Genomic DNA, 21200 nt, shown 5'->3' on the forward strand with positions numbered 1-21200 from the left:
GTGTACAGCCATAACGGCGGGCCGCGGAGCTCATCAACCAGCCGTGGTTCCTGTCTGACGCATTCCAGGTCGCTGTCTGGGCTTCACTTGTGGCTAAGGCTGCTCCGAAGCGTGCTCTGGTGGAATGACGATGGTTGGGCAAGCTATATGCGTCAAGACACCGTGCGCGGTGGAGCCCAAAAGCAGTCGCGAAAATCCACCCCGCCCCCGACTACCCAGAACAAGCAGCCTTGCGTTTACTGAGGCTTCCACCAAGGCCCGGACCGGCTCCTTATGGGGCTCCGAAACCTTCTTCACAGGCAGATCGGGATACGAGACGCTCAGTCCGGCAATAGTCTCCGCCAGGATGAGGCGCTCTTGGTCGTTGATAAGCCGCCTGAGTTCGGCTGGTGCCAACCCGGCGTCGGTGGACGGCTGGGGCGCATTGTACGCATGGAGTACCGTGAGTTCCTGCCCGTCCCGATCTGCCTCTGCGGCGGCGAAAGCCACGGCGTTGAGTGAATGCTCGGAACCATCCACACCGACAATGACTCCCTGCCTGTCCTGATAATCGGCTGTCCCTCCAACAACGGCTACAGGTCCTTTCGAAGCGCTTGCTATCTGAAGGGCGCGGTCCGTCAAGGTGCCGCCAAGGTGGGGACTACCCGAAGCGACGACCATAAGCGAGGTGTTCCGGGCGTACTGCCCCAAAGATGCGGCCACACTCCCGACCAACAGTTCGGTGGTGACTTCGATCTGGAATAGCTCGCCGATTCGGGCAGATGCAGCCTCCAACAGCTTCTCGCCGGAACGCTTGAATGAATCCCTCCACGATGAAGGTTCAATCAGCCACCTGTCATCAACCACATGCACTATGGTCAGCGGCACCCGAAGTTGCTCGGCCCGACGTCCAGCCCACATCAGAGCTGCTTCGCTCTGGGTGGAGTCCTTGATGCCCACGGCTATGACGTTGTCAGCGCTCATGATGCTGCCTGCTCTCTGCTCAGATGATGGGCCAAACAACCCGGGTCTGCCATTTGGCCGGATCCGGCTCTTGTCCGGGATCGCTCAAATAGAACTCCCACATGGTCTCTGAAGGTGTCATTCCTTCTGCGCTCATACGCTCCAGGATGAGCGCGTAGGTCCGCTCCAGGGTGTCGTAAGGTCCCTTGTGCACGGCTTCGATGGCGTCCGACGCCGGCAGCAGGCCACTGATAACCTCGCCCGTCGCGGAGAAATCAGGGCTCACGGCGAAGCCCGCTTCAACTTCCACCGTGTCGGTTGGCATCCCGTGGTACATGGCGAACGGCGGTCCGGTGGGGCTGGTGTTCTGGGCCTGAGCGGCGGCCATGACTGCCCCAAACGCACGGCCGAAGAATTCCCTTAGATTTGCCATGGGGACGCGCTCGCGGACCACTGCGGTGGGCTGGTCGGTGGTTCGAATCAGGGCGGGTTGCTGGTCGAGAATGCTCATAGTTCAAGATTTCCCCCAGTGGGCTGGCAGCAGTAGGGTCAAACGACTCTAAAGAGGCGGCGCTCAGGTTGGCACCTGCGGCAATTCACCTATGCGGCCTCAAAGGCCTGCGTGATCCATTGCCGCACTTCGGCATCAACCATGGTGTGATCGTCAAGTTCCACGTGATGCATCCACACGGAAGGAGCGGGGTGAACGATTTCTTTGAACCTGGGGGAGTCGAGTTCGAAAGGCAAAGCCAATGACAACACGGCCGGCACCCTCGAATGAACATACTGTCCCGGCCGCCACAAGTAGGCGAAGCCACGGTGCCGCCGTAGGGCGATCTGGCTCTTCGAGACGCGGATGTGTACGTCGCCGAGGCCACTGGCGATGGCAAGGACCGCCTCGCAAATGGCAAGACCTTGAGGAGATCCAGCAAAGAAGGAAACCACGTCCGGCGGTAAATCTGTGCTCATAGGGCCCTTTGGAGGCTGCGCCGCAGGAGCCACGCCCCGCATAAAAGGAGAAACGCGGCCATCACTGCAAGGACACCCAAAGAAGGCAGAATGTCAGTGAAGGCAGCATCCCGACGTTGGATGGCCGCCAAAGCGTCATAGGCCCAGCGATGGGGAGTGAGCCACGAAAATGACTGCAGCGGTTCGGCGAAGAACTCCGGTGGCACCATACAGCCTCCCAACCCAGCCAAAACGAGACCTGAGCCTATTCCGATACCTGTTGCCGCGCCGTCGTGATCCAAGAGCGAGCCGATAATCATGGCGCCTGCTGCGGCCACGGCGCTGAAGGCCACCAAGACCAGTGCGGTGAGCCATAAGTTGCCCCAATCGACGCCGAAGAGCAAGGCAGTGCCAACCAGGATGTACGCACCTTGCACCGATGCGATCCCAAACCTTCCCACTGCCTGGCCGGCGATCGTTTGACGGCTGGATACGGGTGCTGCCAAGGTGCGCGAGATGACACCGAAGCGGCGGGCCTGGATCAGCGTGGCGGATCCAGTCAAGGAGCTGAGGAAGATGAAAAGCAGCAGCTGCTGCACCGCTCCAAGATCGAAAACCCCAAGTCCACGGAATTCTTTTGCGGTGTTGTCGGTGTCAAGAATGTCTACCCGGGGTGCCTGGACAGCTTCCCGTGCGTGCGTCAAGGCGGACTTTGCGGCCTCTGCTGCCAGTCCGCCCTGTTCCAAGGCCGCGAGCTGGCTGTGTCGCATGCTGATGGCCTGCAGGGAACCCCTGACTTGCTGCAGGGCGGCTTGTGCGGACGCCTGCGACGCTGTCAGAATCTCCAGCTCCGTCCGGCGTTCGTCGTTGAATGCGGTGGCGGCTTCGTTGCTGATAATGAGCCCGACGTCGGCCCTTCCGCGCCCCAGCTGTTCGCGCACCACTTGAGCGGTGCCGGACTCCACCTGCATGCCGTCGGCTTCCAATTGTTCTGTCAGAGCGGTTAGTAGCGCTGTTCCGGACCCTCCCGCCAAGGCCACCCGGGTTTCTGCGCTGCTGGAGCCGAACTGGGTGCCCAGCAACAGGATCAACAGGAGCGGGAAGATGAAGGCGAAGAAGATATTGGAGCGGTCGCGCAGGAAACGCCGCACCTCGACGCCGGCGATGGCCAGGATCGCTTTCACGACCTGGCTCCCCGGTCCGGCAGGAAACGGGAGACAAGGACGCACACAACCGCGAATCCCCACATTGTTATCAGGGGCATGGCGATTTCTGCGATGCCGCCGCCACCGGCCGAGATTCCCAGGCCACGGATGAACGCTCCCACAGGGTTAAGGTCCATCAGCACGGCCATGAAACCTGACGCCTGGATGGGAAAGAAGGCACCTCCCGCTATACCCAACACCATGGCAACAATGGATTGCGCCACATTGGCTTGTTCGGCTGTCCGAACCACCTTGGCCACAATAAAGGTCAAGCTGGTCGCCGCCGCCGCTGCCCCGAGGACCAACAAACCCACAACGGACGGGGAACCGAAGTTAACGCCGAAGAGGAGCGTGCCGCTGGCAAGCAGCACCGCACTTGCGGCGACTCCCAAAGAAAAACCAACAGCCGCTTTGGCGGCGACAATGGTCCATTGCGGCACAGCGGTGGACCTGATCCGGCCGAGGGTTCCTTGTTCCTTCTCCGCCAACAGTCCAAGGACGCCGAACCCCACCGTGAACAAAAGAAACAACCCCGTTTGACCGGCCACCAAACCGGCTCGAAGCGACAACTGCCCAGCTGGCACGGTTCCTTCCGTGATATGGAGAATCGGTTCGCCGACCACCGCGATCCGCCCAATGCCTGCCGCCGCATCAGGGGGGACTCCACCCAGTTTTGCGGCCGCCTCCGTTACTGACGCAGCGGTGAACTGGTCTACGATTCCGGTGACGATCGAGATCAGGACACTCGTCTCGAGGACGGACCCGCTGCCTTCGATAAGTTGGAGCGTGGACGGTTGCCCTGTAGCCAGGGCGGAACTGAAGCCGGCCGGGATGACGATGCCCAAGGCGGCACCGGTAGTGCGGGTTTCGGAGCTCACGGCATCCGCTGGCACCTCACGGACAGTGACCTTCATGGCCTCGATCGAACCAAGCGAGTCCAGCAGCGCAGCTCCTAGCGGACCGGAGTCTTCTACGCTGGCTACGACCGTGGCTGGTTGCAGGTCGACGCTGCCGGTACCCAACCGGCCAAAAGCCAAGCTCAGCACGCCCATCAGCGCCAGGGGGACAATGAGCGAGAAGATGAGTACGGACTTATCCCTCAGGCGTTGCCGGAAATCATTGCCGACCATGGTCCACAGTGCCCGCACGGTCAGTCCCTGAGCGCTTTGCCGGTCAAGTGCAGGAACACTGATTCGAGGTCAGGACGCGTCACGGATACTGAGGCCAGTGTCATCCCTGAGCGGACCGCGGTGCTCACAATGCCTGCGAGGAGAGCTGCACCGTCCGTAACGGTGAGTATCAACTCGGTTCCTCCTGAATCGGTGACGCGATGAACGCCGTCGAGCGACCTAAGTGCTTCAGCGGCCGCTGCGGACCGCCCGGCCCCCACCAGGCTGATCCGGTCCACGCCGCCGGTTAGCGTGATGAGCTCGTCCCTGGTTCCTTCGGCCTGGATCTGGCCTTGGTCAAGAATGGCAATCCGGTCACAGAGGCGCTCGGCCTCTTCCATGTAGTGGGTGGTGTACAGCACAGCGGTGCCCCCCGCCGAGAGGTCTCCCACCGCCTCAAGAATCGAGTTTCGGGACTGAGGGTCAACGCCCACAGTAGGTTCATCCAGGATCAACAGACCGGGGCGGTGCAGCAAACCTATGCCAATGTTTAGACGACGCTTCATGCCGCCCGAGTACTTTTTGGTTTGTTCACCAGCCCGCTCAGCCAGTCCGAGGAGTTCCAGAACCGCATTGACCCTGGAGGATAACTCCTTCCGGCCCAAACCTTGAAGCCGACCGAAGAAGTTCAGGTTCTCCCGGGCCGTCAGATCCGGATAGATGGCGAGCTCTTGTGGAACCAGGCCCAGATGACGTTTCACCGCAATGCCTGCCGGGTCCATCCGGATACCGGCCACATCCACGGAGCCGGAATCGGCGGGGATCAGACCGGCCACCATGTTGATGATGGTGGTCTTTCCGGCACCATTCGGACCAAGGAGACCGTAGGTCTCACCGGGACGGATAGCGAAAGAGACGTCGTCGACGGCGGTCAGCTCACCGAATCTCTTGACGAGCCGGTCCGCTGACAAGACAGTTCCTGTTCCAGGAGGTGCCACCGGATTCTCACGGCTGACCGGACTACTCCAGGCCGGCCCGCGTTGCATCGTTGAGCGGAGTGCGCAGGGACATCGGCGCCGAGAGGTCGAATCGTCTCCCGGTTACTGAAGCCGGAACGATTCTGAAGAGGTGGTCCTGACCCACTCCCTGCCACGGGAAAAGGGCACGCCTGACCTCATCAAGTCGGGGGCCTTCAGACCCGGCGTCTTCAGCTGTGCCTTTGAGGACCACACTCCACGCAATCCCGAATTCTGCACTGACGGAGTCGGCCTCCATGGCCACTACGGGCTCATCCTCCATGGCCCACTGTTTGGTCCCCGGCCCGGTCCTGAAAACCACTGTGTTGTTATCTACGGCGAAGTTCACGGGAAAGATATCCGGGTGACCATTGACGATCACAGAAAGCCGCCCGACGTTGGCCTCACCGAGGAGCCTCCAACAATCGTCCGATTCAAGTACTTCCGCCTCAGGCACTATGTTTTTGTCGGTCATGGGGAGATCCTACGGCCGGTTCCCGGCCCCCAACAGGGCCCAAAGGCCCGAGTGATCCCAGAGCAGTACCTGCAGGCACCCGCGCGGCGACTCCCAGTAAGAGCAGGAGTAATCCCACTTCCGCCAACCCGGCTCCAAAGTAAACCGCTTGCAGTGCACTGAACGGAATCAGTGCCATTTGCACGAAGATCCAAACAAGGATGGAGTAGCCTGCCGCGGCAGCTGCCAAGGATGCGAAAGCACCCCGCCGAAGATGCAGGACGAAGGCCAGCCCATGCAGTCCTCCGACGACAACTGCCAACAGAAGACCCGGAACCAGGTAGGTGCTGAAGGGCGATCCGCTCAGGTATTCCTCCGGGAGTTGAAGCTCGGGTGGAAAAGCGCTCCTGTCCACTCCCGGCCAGGATCCCACGGCCATGACCAGGCCGCCGGCAACTGATGTGACGGCAACCAGCCCCTGAACGATCAGAAGCATCACTCGAATCATCGTTCCTCCTCAATAGTGGTGTGTCGACTAGATAATGGAGCGCCGAAAATGTTTGTCAGCGGCCACTGCAACGGACGCAACCAGACCCACACCCAGAATGCCGATCCACGCCTCGGGTGTAAGGGGCGCGGTGTGGAAAAGATAGTTCATGACCGGAACGTAGGTGATTGCTGCCTGCCCTGCGAGCTGGATCAGGACTCCAAATACCAACCAGCGGTTGCTGAAGGGCCGGAGTCTCCATACGGATTGGGTCAAAGACCGGCAGCTGAAGAGCAAAATCACGGAACTGTCGACGTACTCGCCCAGTAATACGGTTACGGTGGCTGCGGCAATCAGGACATAGATCAAGGGGTTGTTGAACTGACGGGCTGCTGAGCGCAGGAGGCTTTCGCGTTGGATACCAGGCAGTCGGTTGGGCCCATAAACCCCGGCGCGTTCGGACACTTCATTGGTAGTTAGCCCACGGGCTGCGTCGGCTTCGAGGAGCAGAACAACCTCGTGTGCCGGCAGGCCATGATGCGCCGCGTCCGTGGTGCCGTGGTTCAAAGCGCCTGCCATGCCCTAGCCAGCTAGCATGCGGTCGAGGGTCACCATGCGGTACCCGGCCATCTTGATCTCTTTGATGATGCCCGGCAACGCGTCAGCATCCAGGGTCGTGCCGTCTTCCGGATTGGAACCAATGTGCATCAGCACAATGGCACCGGGGCGTAGGCCGTCAACAACGCGCCGAAGGACCGTCTCCTGAGTAGCGCCACCGTTGGTTCCCTTCCAGCCGAGCGTGTCCACACTCCAGCGCACAGCAACATAGCCGAGCCTGTTGACGGTGGCGATGACCCGGGAATCCCGTTCGCCGAAGGGGAACCTGAAGAATGGCCGGGGATCGCCGCCGGCAGCGAGGACCGTCGCCTCAGCTCCGCGAATCTCCTCTGCGATCTGCGCATCCGTCAGCTCTGTGAAACCCTTATGACTCATGGAGTGGTTACCCAGCCGATGCCCTTCGGCGAGGATCCGGTCCACGCTCGCGCTGTTTGCCTGGGCCCAGTCCCCGGTGAGGAAGAACGTTGCCTTGACTTGCTCTGTTGAAAGGGTTGACAGAATGCTCGCCAAAGCCGCTGAGTTTGCCCCGGCGTCGAAGGTCAGCGCTACCTCGTTCCCCGCCCCCGGCAGTTCCTCAAGATCCCGTCCCAACAATGCCTCGGGCAGCGCTGCAACCGACGGTCCACCAGTTTCCGACTCACCAGGCTCAGGCCCAACGCTCGGCGATCCATCCGGCTCCGGTGAAACTGCCGACGCACTTGGTCCAGGTGAACGTGAATCCGTTGACGTTGTCGGCGTCATCATCGACGAGGCCGACGTTGTTGATACCGCTCCTGGTACCCCCTGTGGCTGCGTAGTGACCAAGAGTATGGCCCCTCCGGCCAGAATTATCAGGGCGAGTAAAACCACGACGGCGACCACTCGCCGTCGTGCGCTTCTTTCCGACGCGGCGGCTGCTGCCGGCTCGGCGTCATTCACGTCTGCCTGGCCGTCCCGTCAGTATGCGGGGGTTGCAGTGGCTCGGGATCGAAGGCGCCCTGATCCAGGCGGAACGGCGGATATTCGTCGCGGAGGAGGGCCCCGTAGATGAGCACTCGGTAGACCCAGCGATTGATGCCCATAATAAAGGCGAACAGGGGGCGCGGATAGCTGCCGGTGAACAAAAGGGTTAGCAGGGCGATGAGGACCAGCAGGCCCAGCAAGGACAGTCCTCCGCCGCGATCGTTGATCACACCGGCAGGTCCGTCCTGGGTTCTCCAAGCCCACGTCGCCGTTCCAGTGAACGCCCCCACGATCAGCAGGTGCGGTATGAGCAGCAACCAGGACTTTATAAGAGCAAGGCCCCGGGAGAGGCGGGCCGGATAATCCACCTCCAGGTTCGCCGGGTAGTCCGTTCGGGAGAGACTGAACGGCGGATAGTGATCGGTCCCGCCTGCACCGTAGGTGTAGAAGGCCACGCGCCAAGTCCATCGGAGAACGCCCACATTGAAATGGAACAGGGGAAGCGGGTAGCGCCCAGTGAAAAGGATGGCAAACCAGGCAATGATGCTGGTGACAGCGAACGCGAACCAGAGGAAAAACAGCACGAAGAAATGGGGGATGGCGAGGAACCACTTCACCAGCCACATCCACGGCGACAGAGCAGGGTCCAGCTGGCCGGTGAAATGAAGCGCCGAGCTCGTGGTGCCTGCCGATGCGCCGTGCCCTGCCGCAGATGTCGAAGGAAGCTGGCCGGAAGATCCTCCGCCGCGGCCCAGACCTACGGCGCCAAGCACCAACAGAGGAACGCCGACGAGGATGGCCAGCACGCCGGCGGACAGCAGGCCCATTGCTGCCGGTTTGATGAGGTCGGAACGGAAACCGGCCTGCAGATCCGCGGAGACTCCGCTACTGGCGTCAGTGTTCATCACCACCACCGTCCAATTGCCGGGCGCGATGTTCCAGGTGAGCTCTTGCTCACCCGGGCCGGAGGCTGATGCTGCCCAGAACTGCTGGGCACCGGGCGCTGCGGGGGTGGATGATCCCGGAACGTCCCTGTAAACCGGCCGGAAGGGTTGGAACTTCACTTCACGCAACTCGGTGTGGTGCACCCCGGCAAGGTACCCGTCCACTTCGTTTTGGGGTGCAATGCCGATGAACACTTCACGGCCGGCCTCCGTCGCAGTGGCCCTGAGCCTGAGGGTTCCGACGTCGAAGGGAAGCCTTTCGGGGGTGCCCTCGCCCACGGCATCGAGTTGGGGAGAGACCAACGCACGGGACGAAACCGTGTACCGCTCTGTCGGGGAGGTGAAGAAAGCTCCGTCATCCTGGGAAGAGGCGAACCATGCCCCCGCCGCACCCGCCGCTGCCATCGTGAAGCCGAGCAAAGAAAGCACTATACCGATTACAAGGAGGACGATATGACCTGGCTTTTTCATGGCTACAGTTCTTTCCGGTTGAAGATCAGGGAAGCAACGCCGAGGGCCGCGGCAGCGGCAACAAGGCTTGTTACTGACGGCCAAGCCGGAGAGACATGTTCCTGGCCAGCGGCAATCGCGGCTGCGATGCCTGGCACGCCTGACGGCCCGAACGTCGCGAGCGGGTCCCAGGCCGCGCCCACGGCCAGCAAAGCGTAGATCCCCAACCCTGTTCCAGCGGCCCCGGCGGCTGCCGGGATCAAAACCGAGAACAGCATGGTGTAGGACAGTGCCAGGAGGCCATGGATCAGGAGCAGGAACGCCGCGCCCCACAACTGCCCGGAAGGCGCGGTTCCGAAGGTCAAAAAGGTAACGAACCACGTGGTGAGGGTCCCCAGGGCAAACACCACCGTGATGAACATGGCATGGATGGATGCCTTCGCCGCTATGAAAGTGGCCCTTGAAACGGGTTTGCTGAGTACGAAGGCAGCGGTGCCGTCGCGGATCTCACTGGAAACCACTCCGCCGTACATGATGATGATGGTGAACAGGACGATTTGTGAGAGGTTCTTTATCCACTGCCCGTAAGCGTCACTGAAGGTGGCATCCGGCAGCGCCAACGAACCGGGCGCAGACCCTGTCACGGAGCCTAAAAGCTCCGGAGTTATTTTTGCCAGGGGCGGCCCAACCACTGCGAAAAACATGACTATTGCGGGCAGCACCCAAATCCTCCACGTACGGAAGATTTCGTTGCCTTCCTTGGCTGCCAGAACTGTGAAAGTGCTCACTGGTTTCCCTTGCCGACGAGTTCCAGGAAAACCTCTTCCAGGCCGGATTCAGCGTTTTCCATGCGTATGAGACCCGTACCCTGCCTGCTGACCAGGCTGGGGATTTCACGCTGGGCGGTTTCCTCATCCGATACCCGCACCTCAATCTCACCGCGCGGCCCGGGTTGGACTGAGACTGCCCAATCCTGTTCTCCGAAGACTCTGGCCAGTGCTTCCGCACCGTGACTGACATCGATCAGAATTCGCCGTTGCCCACGCCGGGAACGCAGCTCCTCCATGGTGGATTGGGCCAGTACACGTCCTTTGTCCAGGATGGCCACGGAGTCGCAGATACGCTCCACGTCGCTGAGAATATGGGTTGAGAAAAACACCGTGGTCTTACCGCGCAGCGCTCCAATGAATTCCAACAGCTCCCTGCGGCCCTCCGGATCAAGGGCGCTGGTGGGCTCGTCAAGTAAAAGCAGCCTGGGAGAATTGATCAGCGCCTGAGCCACCCCAAGCCGTTGGCGCATGCCACGGGAATACTTACCGATGGGTTGATCGATTCCGGTGAGCCGGACAAATTCCAGCAACTCATCCGTCTTGGCATCCAACTCCGGTCCGTCAAGCCCAAACAACCTGCCTGCGAGGTGCAGCGTTTGCCGTGCGTTCATCCATTCATAGAACGCGGGTACATCCGGTAGGTAACCTATGCTGTGGCGGATCGAGGTCCCGTTTATCGTCGCGTCTTCGCCGAGAAGGCGCAGTGAACCCGAACCCGCCCGGGAAAGTCCGCTCATGACACGGAGGAAGGTGGTCTTGCCGGCCCCATTCAACCCCAAAAAGCCAAAGATGGAACCCTCGGGCACCTCCAGGGTCATGCCGTTAAGCGCATGATTCTTCCCAAATGTCTTGGTCAGCCCTACCGCCTCGATCACAGCAGACGCGCCGGCCACCCCTCGCTCTGGAGCTGTTGGGATGGACATCTGTCCTGTGGTCATCTCAATGATCCTTTTCAGGGGAGTGGACCACCAGAACCGGGCAGTGCGCGTGCGCAACGCAGGCCGAACTGACCGAGCCAAGGAGAAGTCCACCAAAACCACCGTGACCGCGGCGGCCTACCACCAGAAGTGATGCATGTTTGCTGCCTTCAACAAGTCCTGCTCTCGGAGACCGTTGAACAAGGCGGGAACTGACGTTCCTGGGCTTCTCAGTACCGAAAGCCTCCACCACTGCCTTATCGAGTCGTTCCTCGGCATCATGGGCAAAGCCATCCACACCCATGGCCAGATATCCCTCGTATCCCAGCGGCATCTCCCAGCACCCCCACGCTTCAAGCGGTGCATTGAGAGCCAGCGCAATGCGTTGTCCCTGGCGTAGTGCTTCCACCGATGCGTCGGAGCCGTCCACGCCCACAATGATCTTGCTCGGGTCAAGCCATCCTGCCATCACGCACTCCTCTGGGTTCCATATTCTTTGGCAATGGACAAGAGTTCTTCACCCCACGCAGTTGCGCGGGACGTCTCTCCGTCAAGCAAGGGCCCCTCAGTTCCCTTGACGTAGAAGGCCATGGGCTTGGAAATAGTGCTGGCTCCGGCCTCTTTGAGGGTCTTGGTGATTTTCTTGGCTGCATCACCGTGGATGAATAACTTCACCCTCGTATCAAAGCCGGCCCCAACCACCCCTGCGAGCCCACGGCTACCAAGGCGGGACAGGGCCTCCATCGTCTTCTGGGTGGGACGCCATCCATTGATGGGGCTTCCTACCACCAACAGGTCACCGGAGGAGATATCGTCGGGTCGGAGCTGTCCGACGGGCAACACTTTCGCGTCGAGTGAGGCGAGACCCGTTGCAATGGCCTCAGCGATCGACTTGGTGTTGCCAAAGCCGGAATCATAAACGATGAGTGCTTTCATGACTGTTCCCTGTTTTTCTCGTGGGCGTTTGTCCCGCCGTGAAGCTTCCCGGACAGAGGGCGGTCACCTATGAAAATGGTTGCCCAATACGTTCCTGCACCCATGGTGAGGAAACCCAGCACGCCCAGTGCCAGACTGCCGAGGGGGAAACTCACCAGCAGCAATCCGAGCCCGCCGAGCGCAGCGAGGACGCCTCGCTTTATGCCCTTCCAGCGGCGCCGATTCAGGTTATCCAAGCTCATCAGTGCTGCCAGCCTGGGGTCATCCTCCTGAAGAGCTTTTGAAATTTTCTCCAGTTCGAGCCGTTCGAACTCCGAAAGCGCCATGGTGTGCCTCCTGCCTTCACTCCCAGCATGTGTGGTGCCGGGATCAGGAAACAGGGCCGAAAGTCACCCCGGGGTTCGGGACCAAAGACTCTGCCCGCACTGTCCTGCACCGCCCAGAATCAAGCCATGGAGCCAGCCAGCGAAGAGTCATATGTCAAATGGTTTGAGGACATTGGAATGAGCGATGTCCCCGAAGTGGGCGGTAAGAACGCGTCACTGGGTGAACTCACCACATCGTTGCGTTCAGCAGGGGTCATGGTGCCCGACGGCTTCGCCACGACCTCCGGCGCGTACAGGAAGTTCCTGGCTGCCAACGGACTCGACACGGTCATCAGTCATTCCATTAGTGAGCTCAGGTCGGGCAGGTTGTCCCTTCGCGAGACGGGGCATGCCATCCGCGATTCGATGTTGGCCGGGGAATTTCCGGCCGGTCTTATCGAGAGCATCAGGCAGAACTACCGGCGCCTCGGCGAACGGGCCGGGCAGGAACGGTTGGCTGTAGCTGTGCGCAGCAGCGCTACGGCAGAGGACCTGGCGGATGCCAGCTTTGCCGGGCAGCAGGAAACATTCCTGAATATCTCCGGTGAGAGCGCGCTCCTTGATGCCTGCCGACGTTGTTTTGCCTCGCTTTTCACTGATCGCGCCATTAGTTACCGGGAAATCAAAGGCTTTGGACACTTGGACGTGGCACTGTCCATAGGTGTCCAGCGCATGGTTAGATCCGACGTCGGTGCTTCAGGAGTGATGTTCTCCATCGATACGGAGTCGGGCTTCCCACAGAGTGTTGTCATCAGCGCGGCGTGGGGATTGGGCGAGACCGTTGTCCAGGGAACCATCAACCCGGACAAGTACCAAGTGTTCAAACCGCTGCTGGATAACCCCGCTCTGGTGCCTGTGATCGAGAGATCCGTGGGGTCCAAAGAGCGGAAGATGATTTACCGCCTGGGAGGGACCGTCTCCACGGGGATGGTGGAAACCACCGATAAAGAACGACGTGCCACTGTTCTCCCGGACCTCGACATCATCAAGCTTGCGCGGTGGGCCATGTCCGTGGAAAACCACTACGGACGTCCCATGGACATGGAATGGGCCAAAGACGGCATCACAGGCGAGTTGTTCATGGTTCAGGCGCGACCGGAAACAGTTCAGGCCCAACAAAGCGGGACGCTCTTCCGGATGTACCACTTGGGGCAGGAAGGCCGTGTCCTTGCCTCCGGCGCCGCCGTTGGGAATTCCATTGCTGTGGGCCCCGTGTGCATCATCCGGGATGCCAAGGACATTGAGGCGTTTGTGGATGGGGCCATTTTGGTGACCCGGATGACTGACCCGGACTGGGTTCCGGTGATGAAAAGGGCAGCAGGGATCGTGACTGACCACGGGGGACCTACCAGCCACGCGGCCATAGTGAGCCGCGAACTTGGCGTTCCGGCAGTGGTCGGCACCGGCGACGGAACTGACGCGCTGGCAGGCAGGGAAGTTGTCACGCTCTCGTGCGCCGAAGGAGAAGAGGGACACGTCTACGACGGGATGCTGGATTTTGACGTAGAAGAGGTGGACACCGGGAGCCTTGCCACAACACGCACGGACATCATGGTCAATATCGCCAGTCCGGCTGCAGCTTTCAGCTGGTGGCGTCTTCCTGCGGCCGGAGTCGGCCTCGCGAGGATGGAATTCATCATCAACAACCTGATCCGTGTTCATCCGATGGCCCTTATCCATCCCGAGTTGGTGATGGATGACGCCGAATCTGCTGTTATTGAACAACTGACCAGGGACTACACCAGCCCCGAGGAGTATTTCGTCAGTGTCCTTGCCACAGGCATAGCCAAGATTGCTGCTCCCTTCCATCCAAAACCAGTGGTTGTCCGGCTCAGTGATTTCAAGAGCAACGAGTATGGACATCTCGTGGGAGGCAGCTTCTTCGAACACCCCGAAGAAAACCCCATGCTGGGATTCCGAGGGGCTTCCCGCTACTACAACGAGAGATACCGTGAAGCTTTCGCACTGGAATGCCGGGCCGTGAAACGCGCACGTGAAGTCATTGGGTTCTCAAACGTCATTGTCATGGTTCCTTTTTGTCGCACTGTGGACGAAGCGGACAAGGTGCTCAATGCGATGTCGGAGAACGGACTTGTGCGTGGAGAGCAAGGGCTGCGCATTTACATGATGTGTGAGATCCCTTCCAACGTGGTGCTGGCGGAACAATTCGCCCGCCGCTTTGATGGATTCTCCATCGGCTCCAATGACCTGACCCAGCTGGTGCTCGGCGTAGACCGTGACTCGGAACAATTGGCGGGGCTCTTCGATGAACGCGACGAAGCGGTGACCACCATGATCTCGGAGGTCATCGGGAAGGCACATGCAGCAGGAATCCGGATAGGGATTTGTGGTCAAGGTCCAAGCAACCATCCGGACTTTGCAGAGTTTCTTGTTCGAGAAGGCATTGACTCGATTTCACTGAACCCCGATACCTTCATCCGGACGGTACCCTTGATAGCTGCTGCAGAAAAGCACGTCAACCGGCCGGACCCAGTGTAGAGCCATGAAGGGATCACCCACGGCGGCTGCGGCGAGACCCCCCTACGACGCGGTCATCTTTGATCTGGATGGAGTTGTCACCCGGACAGCCATGGTGCATCAGCTGGCGTGGCGGGACGCTTACGAAGCGATTGTGGGTGATCCCAGGTTTCCCAAGCTCAAGCCCACGCGGCCGTTTACTTCAGGCGACTATCTTTCCCTGGTGGACGGCAAACCCCGCGAAGCCGGGCTTATGAGCCTGCTGGCGTCCCGGGGCGTCGTCGTCGACCTCGGCGCGCCAACCGATGCAACCGGTGACTGGACCGCCTACGGGCTTGGGGCGCTGAAAAACAAGGCGTACCTCGCCCGCCTCAAGAAGGACGGCGTCCAGGCTTACCCCGGAACGCTGGAACTGCTGGACAGCTTGCAGGCGGCCGGGGTTCCAGCAGGAGTGGTCACTTCCAGCCGCAATGCCACACCTGTACTGGCCGCAGCGGGAATGACCGAAACCTTCGCCGCCGTGGTGGACGGTACCGTCGCCTCAAAACTGGGGCTCCCGGGCAAACCTGAACCGGATGTATTCCTTGAGGCTGCCAGGCGCCTGGGGGTCCCGCCGGGTCGCGCCGTGGTCATAGAAGACTCGGTGGCGGGGGTGGCATCCGCGCGCCGCGGTGGCTTCGGGCTTGTGGTGGGCATCGACCGGCAGGGGACCCGCCAGCAACTCGAAACAGCTGGTGCGCACGTGGTCCTCAACGATGTGGGCGAGCTGGACCTGGGCCTGGTCATGAGTGATCCCTGGCAGCTTACCTACGAAGGGACTGCGCCGGAACACGAGGGGCACCGGGAAGCCCTCACGACGCTGGGCAACGGATACATGGGTGTCCGGGGGGCTGTTTCCGAGGGCAGACGGGAGTCGCGCTATGCCGGCATGTATCTGGCCGGTGTCTACAACAGGGTGGTCGCCAAGACGGGCGGGGAATCTGTTATCGAAGAACACATGGTCAACGCACCCGATTGCCTTCCCCTGGACCTCTGCCTGGAGAACGGCACGTGGTGGTCCGAGGGCGGCTTGCGTTTGGTGGAGGAGCGGCGGACTTTGGACATGGGTCAGGCTCTGTTGGTTCGTCATGTTCTCCTGGAGTCCCCGGACGGTCGGCGACTGGACGTCTCCGAAAGGCGTCTGGTGTCCATGGCGGAGCCGCACGTGCTGGCTGTCGAGACCCTCTTGACGCCACTTGGCTGGAACGGAACAATTTCGGTGCGGGCCGGCGTTGATGCCGGCACCAGAAATGCGAACCTGCCCGAGCCGGCACTTGGAACCCACGCCCACCTGCGCGACAAGACGGCAGGAAGCCGCGGTGGCCCAAGCTGCGATCTTCTGGTCGAAGCTGAAACCAGCCAGAGCCAAGTACGTATTGCTATTGCCTTCCATGCAGATACCTCAGGGAAGGCCAGGTCTCCTGGAAGCGTCAAGGCGTTCCACTTCCTCACTTTTGACGTTGCTTGCACTGATGGTGCGCCAACCGCCCTAACCAAGGTTGCCGCTGTCGTGACCTCCCGGGACAAGCCCATATCGTCCGCGGCTACGGCCGCTTCGGCTGTTCTTGCGAGGGCCGGCACAAACTTTGAAGCCCTGCTCAGCTCCCATGTGGCCGCGTGGAAGCGGACCCTTCGGCCCTTCCTGGTGGAACTCGACTCTTCCACCCAGGTCCAATTGGTCATGAACCTTCATCTTTTCCACCTCCTGCAGACCCTGACGTGCCATACGGCGGAGCTCGACGCCGGTGTTCCGGCCAGGGGACTGCACGGCGAGGGATATCGGGGGCATGTCTTTTGGGACGAGCTCTTCGTCCTGCCCGTTCTTACGGCCAGAACCCCCGAGGTGGCCCGGGCGCTGATCGAATACCGCTGGAGGCGGCTCCCGGCAGCAAGGCAAGCGGCGTACAGGCTCGGTTTGCCCGGAGCAATGTTCCCGTGGCAAAGCGGCAGCGACGGCAGCGAAGAAACTCCGCACTGGCTCTATAACGTGAGGTCTGGGCGCTGGGTGCGGGACCATTCCAGCATGCAACGGCACGTGGGGCTCGCGGTTGCCTTCAACGTCTGGGAGTACTTTGAAGCCACTGGTGACAAGGCGTGGTTCCTGCACAAGGGAGCTGAACTCGTTGTGGAAGTGGCACGCTTCTTTGCTGCAATGGCCGCTTATGACCACAACGATCACCGCTTCCACCTGAAAGGCGTTGTGGGCCCGGATGAGTATCACACCCGCCGTCCAGGGGAGCCCGATCCGGGCCTGGATGACAACGCCTACACCAACGTCATGGCGGCATGGACCTGCGAGCGCGCCGCCGAGATTTACGGGATGCTGAAGGGCCATGAGTTGGCCGACCTCACGGAGCGTTTGAGCATCACGGCTAACGAAGTGTCGTTGTGGAAACGGGTGTCCCGGAGGATGTTTGTACCGTTCCACGCCGATGGTGTCATCAGCCAGTTTCATGGGTACGAGGCGCTGGAAGAACTTGATTGGGACAAATACCGCCAGGTGTACGAGAACATCGAGCGCCTGGATCTCATCCTCGAAGCGGAGGGCGACGACGTCAACCGCTACAAACTCGCGAAACAGGCCGACGTGTTGATGTTGCCGTATCTGCTGGGCCATGAGGGGCTCCGCGAGTTCATGGCGAGACTTGGTTACGCTGTGTCCAACGAGCAACTGGACCGGACTATTGAGTACTACCTGGCCAGGACGGCTCACGGTTCCACTCTGAGCCGCGTTGCCCACGCCTCTGTCCTGGCTTCCGTGGACCCGGATAGGGCATGGGATAGCTTTCGGGACGCGTTGGACGCAGATCTCGATGACACCCAGCACGGGACAACCAAAACGGGTATTCACCTGGGTGCCATGGCAGGTTCAATAGACGTGGTTCAGAGGAGCTTTGCCGGTCTGAAGTTGGGGCGGGATGGTTTGTCTTTCACTCCGTGCATGCCTAGGGGATTGCGCGCGGTTACCTTTCATGTGAAGTACAAGGGACATTCGTTGAAGATCCAGCTGAAGGACGGTCGCCTCCGCGTATTGTCCGAGGATGGCGATGCCGCCCCCATTTCTCTTCGGATGGAAGGGCAGGCTGTCATGCTGGCTCCCGGGGAGACCAGGAGTTTCAGGATGAAGCCTGGCCAGAAGGCGCGCCGGTCATGAGGCGCTTGGGGATTCTTACAAGTGGCGGTGACTGCCCGGGTTTGAATGCTGTCATCCGAGGTGCAGTTCTCAGGGGGACAATCGGCCACGACTTCGAGTTCGTTGGATTCCGCGATGGGTGGAAAGGTGTTCTGGATGACGATGTTATCCCACTGCCCAGGCCTGCGGTGCGGGGGATTTCCGGTCTGGGTGGCACCATGCTGGGGACGTCCCGGACCAATCCTCTAAGGGACGGTGGAGCGGGGCCAGTCAGTCAATCACTTCGCAGACATGGTGTGGACGGGTTGATCGCCATCGGGGGTGAGGGAACCCTTGCGGCGGCCCGCGTCTTGTCAGAGCAGGGAGTCAACGTCATCGGTGTGCCAAAGACCATCGATAACGACTTGGGCGGTACGGATTACACGTTTGGATTCGACACGGCTGTGCAAACTGCCACTGATGCAATCGACCGCCTGCGGACTACGGGGGAGTCTCATCATCGGTGCATGATTGCTGAAGTCATGGGTAGGAATGCCGGGTGGATTGCCTTGCATGCAGGGATGGCCTCCGGCGCCCATGCGATCTTGATACCCGAGCACAGGGTTTCCTTGGAGCAAACAGCAGTTTGGGTCAGCTCGGCTCATGAGCGCGGCAGGGCCCCGTTGGTAGTGGTTGCAGAGGCCTTTTCACCTGCGGGACAGGAGGAGCCGTATGCACCAAGGGGCCTGGATACCTTTGGCCGGCCACGTCTCGGTGGCATCGGAATAATGTTGGAAGGGCTGTTGCAGGAGATGACCGGGATAGAGACCAGGGCAACCGTCCTCGGACACATCCAGCGTGGCGGCGCACCCACGGCTTTCGACAGGGTCCTTGCCACCCGCTTGGGTATGGCTGCGGTGGGTCTCGCTTCTGCAGGGAAATGGGGGACCATGGTCTCCTTGAAAGGCACCGACATCACTGACGTGCCCCTCGCGTCGGCTTTGGGGGATCTCAAGACCGTTCCGGAGTCGCGCTTCAAGGAAGCGGAAGCCTTGTTCGGATAGCGGGGACTTTGGTCTGCCGTAATGTGGCATGCCTTCCAGCGTCCAATGTCCTGCAACGCGGACCGGGAATCCAGAAGCAACGGGACTTCCGGCCCTTATGGCCCAACTCTGTCTGCGGGCATGCTGATGGAAGGCATAGGGAGACCGATATGCCGTGATCAGCACTTGCAGAAGGGCGGCCCCATGAATGGGATCTTTGAGCTTTTTACGGACGGCCAGGCCAATGTCAGGTTCCGGCTGGTGGACTCCGAGGGGCGGGAGCTCGCAGTGTCGTGCTCATACGTGGACAAGGACTCCGCGGTGCAGGGCATCTCCCATGTCCGTGAGTGTGCAGGGATGGGCTTGGTCCGGGACCACTGTTCGCCTATGACGCCAGCCGACACGAAACCTGAAGGCAGCCGGGTTCCCGTGAATGGGCGGATGAGCAGGGCTGCCGAATGAAGATCGAACGCATTCCTGAGAATCCGGATCCGGACGGACAACGCCCATCTGGGGCGGTTGAGCCAGCGACGGGCAATCAGGGCCGGCAACCGCAACGCGGAAGAGTCCGTTCAATCCCACAGAATCCGTTGGTTCAGCAGTTGTTCCGGCTGGGAAAACGCCGCGAGGACGCGGAAGCGAAGCTTGAGAAACGGTTCGCTAAAAGACAGAAGACCTCAAACCCAGAGCACGCTGACCCGTCATGAAATCCTCAACACAGCAGCTCCAGTGATTCTGTCATTCGCGAGATCGTCCAGTGCCTGGTCAGCTGCTGCGAAGGCATATGCCGTGGTGGTGGGAATCAATGGCATGTTCGCCGCAAGGGCAAGCAATTCCGTTCCGTCAGCCCTGGTGTTGGCCGTGACGCTGCGGATTTGCTTCTCGTAGAAGAGTTCGTCGGCATAGCTCATCGAGGGGATGTCGGAGAGGTGGATCCCGGCGACCGCAAGAGTTCCGCCCCTGTCCAACGCCCTCATCGCGACAGGAACCAGGTCACCGACCGGTGCGAAAAGAATGGCAGAGTCCAGCTTTACGGGGGGAGCGTCGAATGCGCCGCCGACGTATTCTGCCCCCAGGCTTCGGGCCAAAACCTGCGCCTCCTCCGATCGTGTCATGACGAAGACCGACGCGCCTGAATGGATTGCGATTTGCGCGGTCAGGTGGGCTGAGCCTCCGAACCCGTAGATGCCCAAGCGGCCGCCGGGGGGAAGGGAAGCCCGCTTCAGGGCGCGGTAGCCAATGATTCCCGAGCAAAGGAGTGGCGCTGCGTTTTCGTCGCTGAATTGGGGAGGGATGGCGTATGCGAAGTCCTCCCTGACCGTCATCATTTCCGCGAAGCCGCCGTCCCTGTCCCAGCCCGTGAAAACCGGTTTGCTGCACAGGTTCTCGGCGTCGCGCCGGCAGTAGCGGCATACCCCGCAGGTGCCGCCGAGCCATGCCACGCCCACTCTGTCGCCTTCTTTGAATCTGCCGGTACCGGGGCCTGATCCCACGACGATTCCCACAGCTTCATGACCTGGAACAATCCGGGAATGACGAGGAGGAAGGTCACCTTCAGCCAGATGCAGGTCCGTGCGGCAGACCCCACACACATTGACCTTGACCAGCAATTCGCCCTCGTCAGGTATCGGCACGTGCTTGGTCCCTTGCTCCAGCGGATGAGTCGAAATGCTTCCTGGCCTTCCCACCCACCACGCCTTCATCATGTTTGCCATGCAATGAGCGTGATGGAGATGAGATCCGGCAGCAAGAGTCAAAGGTCCTGCAGTCAGGGGGTGGGAAGCCTGTTCATCTCAAACGAGGTTCGGTCCGAAGGCAACGGACACGGGGTCTCCACTGTGACCTTCGGCCCTGTTCGATGCTGTCTGTTCACGGCATTCTGACAGGAAGGAAAGTCACAAGCGCCAGGAGGACAAAGATGAGCAAGGACGGATCACCAGGGAAGATCGTTGTGGGGGTGGATGGTTCGGAGCCGTCCATCGAGGCGCTCCGCGAAGCCCAACGTTTGGCAGTCGTCTTGGGGACAACTGTGGAGGCAATTGCGTACTGGGATTTTCCGCCGGTCTATGAGGGCTATGCGGCCGTTGGGATCACGGGATTTGAGGAGGCTGCCGGGCAAGTCCTGAAGGTGTCAGTCGAAAAGGCATTCGGCATCGACGTGCCGGACAACGTCATTTCGCATCTGGAACAGGGCCATCCCCGGCAAGGACTGATCAAAGCAAGCCGTGGAGCAGAGATGGTGGTCGTGGGCAGGCGCGGCCATGGCGGATTCGGCGGCCTACTGATGGGATCGGTCAGTTCGGCCTGCGTCGCCCACGCACATTGCCCGGTTCTTGTAGTGCACACCCCCGAAAAGGAAGCATGA

Annotated in this window: 22 protein-coding genes; 5 read left to right on the top strand and 17 right to left on the bottom strand. The window is 60.6% G+C overall.

Features of this window, described 5'->3' with window-relative positions; genetic code table 11:
- Positions 1 to 93 precede the first annotated feature (93 nt).
- The 16 genes from IEY62_RS09940 to IEY62_RS10015 form a co-directional block, all read right to left on the bottom strand.
- A complete protein-coding gene (locus IEY62_RS09940) occupies positions 94 to 963 on the bottom strand; it encodes a universal stress protein (protein WP_189016803.1) in 870 nt (289 codons plus the stop codon).
- Positions 964 to 982: 19 nt separating this feature from the next.
- Complete coding sequence (locus IEY62_RS09945; protein WP_189016806.1) at positions 983 to 1453, bottom strand: GyrI-like domain-containing protein; 471 nt, start codon at positions 1451 to 1453, stop codon at positions 983 to 985.
- Positions 1454 to 1542: 89 nt separating this feature from the next.
- The gene (locus IEY62_RS09950) at positions 1543 to 1911 is read right to left on the bottom strand and encodes a DUF5655 domain-containing protein (RefSeq protein ID WP_189016809.1); all 369 of its coding nucleotides are present in this window, start codon (positions 1909 to 1911) and stop codon (positions 1543 to 1545) included.
- Complete coding sequence (locus IEY62_RS09955; protein WP_189016812.1) at positions 1908 to 3074, bottom strand: ABC transporter permease; 1167 nt, start codon at positions 3072 to 3074, stop codon at positions 1908 to 1910. The genes IEY62_RS09950 and IEY62_RS09955 overlap by 4 nt, the downstream gene beginning before the upstream one ends.
- Positions 3071 to 4243 (bottom strand): ABC transporter permease, encoded by a 1173-nt coding sequence (locus IEY62_RS09960; RefSeq protein ID WP_229785185.1) that lies wholly within the window; start codon positions 4241 to 4243, stop codon positions 3071 to 3073. Before IEY62_RS09960 ends, IEY62_RS09955 begins: the two co-directional genes overlap by 4 nt.
- A gap of 2 nt (positions 4244 to 4245) precedes the next feature.
- Positions 4246 to 5175 carry an ABC transporter ATP-binding protein gene (locus tag IEY62_RS09965; protein WP_229785186.1) on the bottom strand — a complete coding sequence of 310 codons (930 nt, stop codon included), beginning with the start codon at positions 5173 to 5175 and terminating at the stop codon, positions 4246 to 4248.
- Positions 5176 to 5224: 49 nt separating this feature from the next.
- Positions 5225 to 5695, bottom strand: a complete 471-nt coding sequence (locus tag IEY62_RS09970) for a pyridoxamine 5'-phosphate oxidase family protein (RefSeq protein WP_189016817.1) — start codon at positions 5693 to 5695, stop codon at positions 5225 to 5227.
- Positions 5670 to 6182, bottom strand: coding sequence for a hypothetical protein (locus IEY62_RS09975; protein ID WP_229785187.1), 513 nt, complete (start codon positions 6180 to 6182; stop codon positions 5670 to 5672). The genes IEY62_RS09970 and IEY62_RS09975 overlap by 26 nt, the downstream gene beginning before the upstream one ends.
- Before the next feature lie 27 nt (positions 6183 to 6209).
- Complete coding sequence (locus tag IEY62_RS09980; RefSeq protein WP_189016819.1) at positions 6210 to 6740, bottom strand: cation transporting ATPase C-terminal domain-containing protein; 531 nt, start codon at positions 6738 to 6740, stop codon at positions 6210 to 6212.
- A 3-nt stretch (positions 6741 to 6743) separates the two neighbouring features.
- Positions 6744 to 7370, bottom strand: a complete 627-nt coding sequence (locus IEY62_RS09985) for a polysaccharide deacetylase family protein (protein ID WP_229785188.1) — start codon at positions 7368 to 7370, stop codon at positions 6744 to 6746.
- 323 nt (positions 7371 to 7693) lie between these two features.
- The gene (locus IEY62_RS09990; protein ID WP_189016823.1) at positions 7694 to 9136 is read right to left on the bottom strand and encodes a DUF4389 domain-containing protein; all 1443 of its coding nucleotides are present in this window, start codon (positions 9134 to 9136) and stop codon (positions 7694 to 7696) included.
- Positions 9137 to 9138: 2 nt separating this feature from the next.
- The gene (locus tag IEY62_RS09995; protein WP_189016825.1) at positions 9139 to 9903 is read right to left on the bottom strand and encodes an ABC transporter permease; all 765 of its coding nucleotides are present in this window, start codon (positions 9901 to 9903) and stop codon (positions 9139 to 9141) included.
- Complete coding sequence (locus tag IEY62_RS10000; protein ID WP_189016827.1) at positions 9900 to 10883, bottom strand: ABC transporter ATP-binding protein; 984 nt, start codon at positions 10881 to 10883, stop codon at positions 9900 to 9902. Before IEY62_RS10000 ends, IEY62_RS09995 begins: the two co-directional genes overlap by 4 nt.
- 1 nt (position 10884) lies before the next feature.
- On the bottom strand, positions 10885 to 11331 hold the full coding sequence (locus tag IEY62_RS10005) for a universal stress protein (protein WP_189016829.1): 447 nt from the start codon (positions 11329 to 11331) through the stop codon (positions 10885 to 10887).
- On the bottom strand, positions 11331 to 11798 hold the full coding sequence (locus tag IEY62_RS10010) for a flavodoxin family protein (protein WP_189016831.1): 468 nt from the start codon (positions 11796 to 11798) through the stop codon (positions 11331 to 11333). Before IEY62_RS10010 ends, IEY62_RS10005 begins: the two co-directional genes overlap by 1 nt.
- Positions 11795 to 12124 (bottom strand): DUF3040 domain-containing protein, encoded by a 330-nt coding sequence (locus IEY62_RS10015; RefSeq protein WP_189016834.1) that lies wholly within the window; start codon positions 12122 to 12124, stop codon positions 11795 to 11797. The genes IEY62_RS10010 and IEY62_RS10015 overlap by 4 nt, the downstream gene beginning before the upstream one ends.
- A gap of 126 nt (positions 12125 to 12250) precedes the next feature.
- Between IEY62_RS10015 and ppsA the strand changes: the two genes are divergently transcribed.
- The 4 genes from ppsA to IEY62_RS10035 all read left to right on the top strand — a co-directional run bounded on the left by ppsA (position 12251) and on the right by IEY62_RS10035 (position 19297).
- Positions 12251 to 14662, top strand: coding sequence for a phosphoenolpyruvate synthase (gene ppsA / locus IEY62_RS10020; RefSeq protein ID WP_189016837.1), 2412 nt, complete (start codon positions 12251 to 12253; stop codon positions 14660 to 14662).
- A gap of 4 nt (positions 14663 to 14666) precedes the next feature.
- Entirely contained in the window at positions 14667 to 17834 is a 3168-nt protein-coding gene (locus IEY62_RS10025; RefSeq protein WP_189016840.1) for an HAD-IA family hydrolase, read from the top strand.
- Positions 17831 to 18856 carry a 6-phosphofructokinase gene (locus IEY62_RS10030; RefSeq protein ID WP_189016843.1) on the top strand — a complete coding sequence of 342 codons (1026 nt, stop codon included), beginning with the start codon at positions 17831 to 17833 and terminating at the stop codon, positions 18854 to 18856. Before IEY62_RS10025 ends, IEY62_RS10030 begins: the two co-directional genes overlap by 4 nt.
- 183 nt (positions 18857 to 19039) lie before the next feature.
- On the top strand, positions 19040 to 19297 hold the full coding sequence (locus IEY62_RS10035; RefSeq protein ID WP_189016846.1) for a YegP family protein: 258 nt from the start codon (positions 19040 to 19042) through the stop codon (positions 19295 to 19297).
- Positions 19298 to 19536: 239 nt separating this feature from the next.
- On the opposite strand, the gene IEY62_RS10040 is transcribed toward IEY62_RS10035, so the two are convergent.
- A complete protein-coding gene (locus IEY62_RS10040; protein WP_229785190.1) occupies positions 19537 to 20550 on the bottom strand; it encodes a zinc-dependent alcohol dehydrogenase family protein in 1014 nt (337 codons plus the stop codon).
- Between the two features lie 203 nt (positions 20551 to 20753).
- On the opposite strand from IEY62_RS10040, the gene IEY62_RS10045 reads away from it, so the two are divergent.
- Complete coding sequence (locus IEY62_RS10045; protein ID WP_189016849.1) at positions 20754 to 21200, top strand: universal stress protein; 447 nt, start codon at positions 20754 to 20756, stop codon at positions 21198 to 21200.

Origin of the sequence: Paenarthrobacter histidinolovorans, assembly GCF_014647595.1 — a bacterium.
GTDB classification, from domain to species: Bacteria; Actinomycetota; Actinomycetes; order Actinomycetales; family Micrococcaceae; genus Arthrobacter; species Arthrobacter histidinolovorans.

Excerpts from the sequence above, each read along its gene's own strand:
- IEY62_RS09970 (WP_189016817.1), bottom strand. The coding sequence starts at position 5,695 with ATGACCGACAAAAACATAGTGCCTGAGGCGGAAGTACTTGAATCGGAC.
- IEY62_RS10025 (WP_189016840.1), top strand. The coding sequence starts at position 14,667 with ATGAAGGGATCACCCACGGCGGCTGCGGCGAGACCCCCCTACGACGCG.
- IEY62_RS10010 (WP_189016831.1), bottom strand. The coding sequence starts at position 11,798 with ATGAAAGCACTCATCGTTTATGATTCCGGCTTTGGCAACACCAAGTCG.
- IEY62_RS09950 (WP_189016809.1), bottom strand. The coding sequence starts at position 1,911 with ATGAGCACAGATTTACCGCCGGACGTGGTTTCCTTCTTTGCTGGATCT.
- IEY62_RS09980 (WP_189016819.1), bottom strand. The coding sequence starts at position 6,740 with ATGGCAGGCGCTTTGAACCACGGCACCACGGACGCGGCGCATCATGGC.
- ppsA (WP_189016837.1), top strand. The coding sequence starts at position 12,251 with ATGGAGCCAGCCAGCGAAGAGTCATATGTCAAATGGTTTGAGGACATT.
- IEY62_RS10045 (WP_189016849.1), top strand. The coding sequence starts at position 20,754 with ATGAGCAAGGACGGATCACCAGGGAAGATCGTTGTGGGGGTGGATGGT.
- IEY62_RS10005 (WP_189016829.1), bottom strand. The coding sequence starts at position 11,331 with ATGGCAGGATGGCTTGACCCGAGCAAGATCATTGTGGGCGTGGACGGC.
- IEY62_RS09990 (WP_189016823.1), bottom strand. The coding sequence starts at position 9,136 with ATGAAAAAGCCAGGTCATATCGTCCTCCTTGTAATCGGTATAGTGCTT.
- IEY62_RS09975 (WP_229785187.1), bottom strand. The coding sequence starts at position 6,182 with ATGATTCGAGTGATGCTTCTGATCGTTCAGGGGCTGGTTGCCGTCACA.
- IEY62_RS10040 (WP_229785190.1), bottom strand. The coding sequence starts at position 20,550 with ATGGCAAACATGATGAAGGCGTGGTGGGTGGGAAGGCCAGGAAGCATT.
- IEY62_RS10000 (WP_189016827.1), bottom strand. The coding sequence starts at position 10,883 with ATGACCACAGGACAGATGTCCATCCCAACAGCTCCAGAGCGAGGGGTG.
- IEY62_RS09940 (WP_189016803.1), bottom strand. The coding sequence starts at position 963 with ATGAGCGCTGACAACGTCATAGCCGTGGGCATCAAGGACTCCACCCAG.
- IEY62_RS09945 (WP_189016806.1), bottom strand. The coding sequence starts at position 1,453 with ATGAGCATTCTCGACCAGCAACCCGCCCTGATTCGAACCACCGACCAG.
- IEY62_RS10035 (WP_189016846.1), top strand. The coding sequence starts at position 19,040 with ATGAATGGGATCTTTGAGCTTTTTACGGACGGCCAGGCCAATGTCAGG.
- IEY62_RS10030 (WP_189016843.1), top strand. The coding sequence starts at position 17,831 with ATGAGGCGCTTGGGGATTCTTACAAGTGGCGGTGACTGCCCGGGTTTG.
- IEY62_RS10015 (WP_189016834.1), bottom strand. The coding sequence starts at position 12,124 with ATGGCGCTTTCGGAGTTCGAACGGCTCGAACTGGAGAAAATTTCAAAA.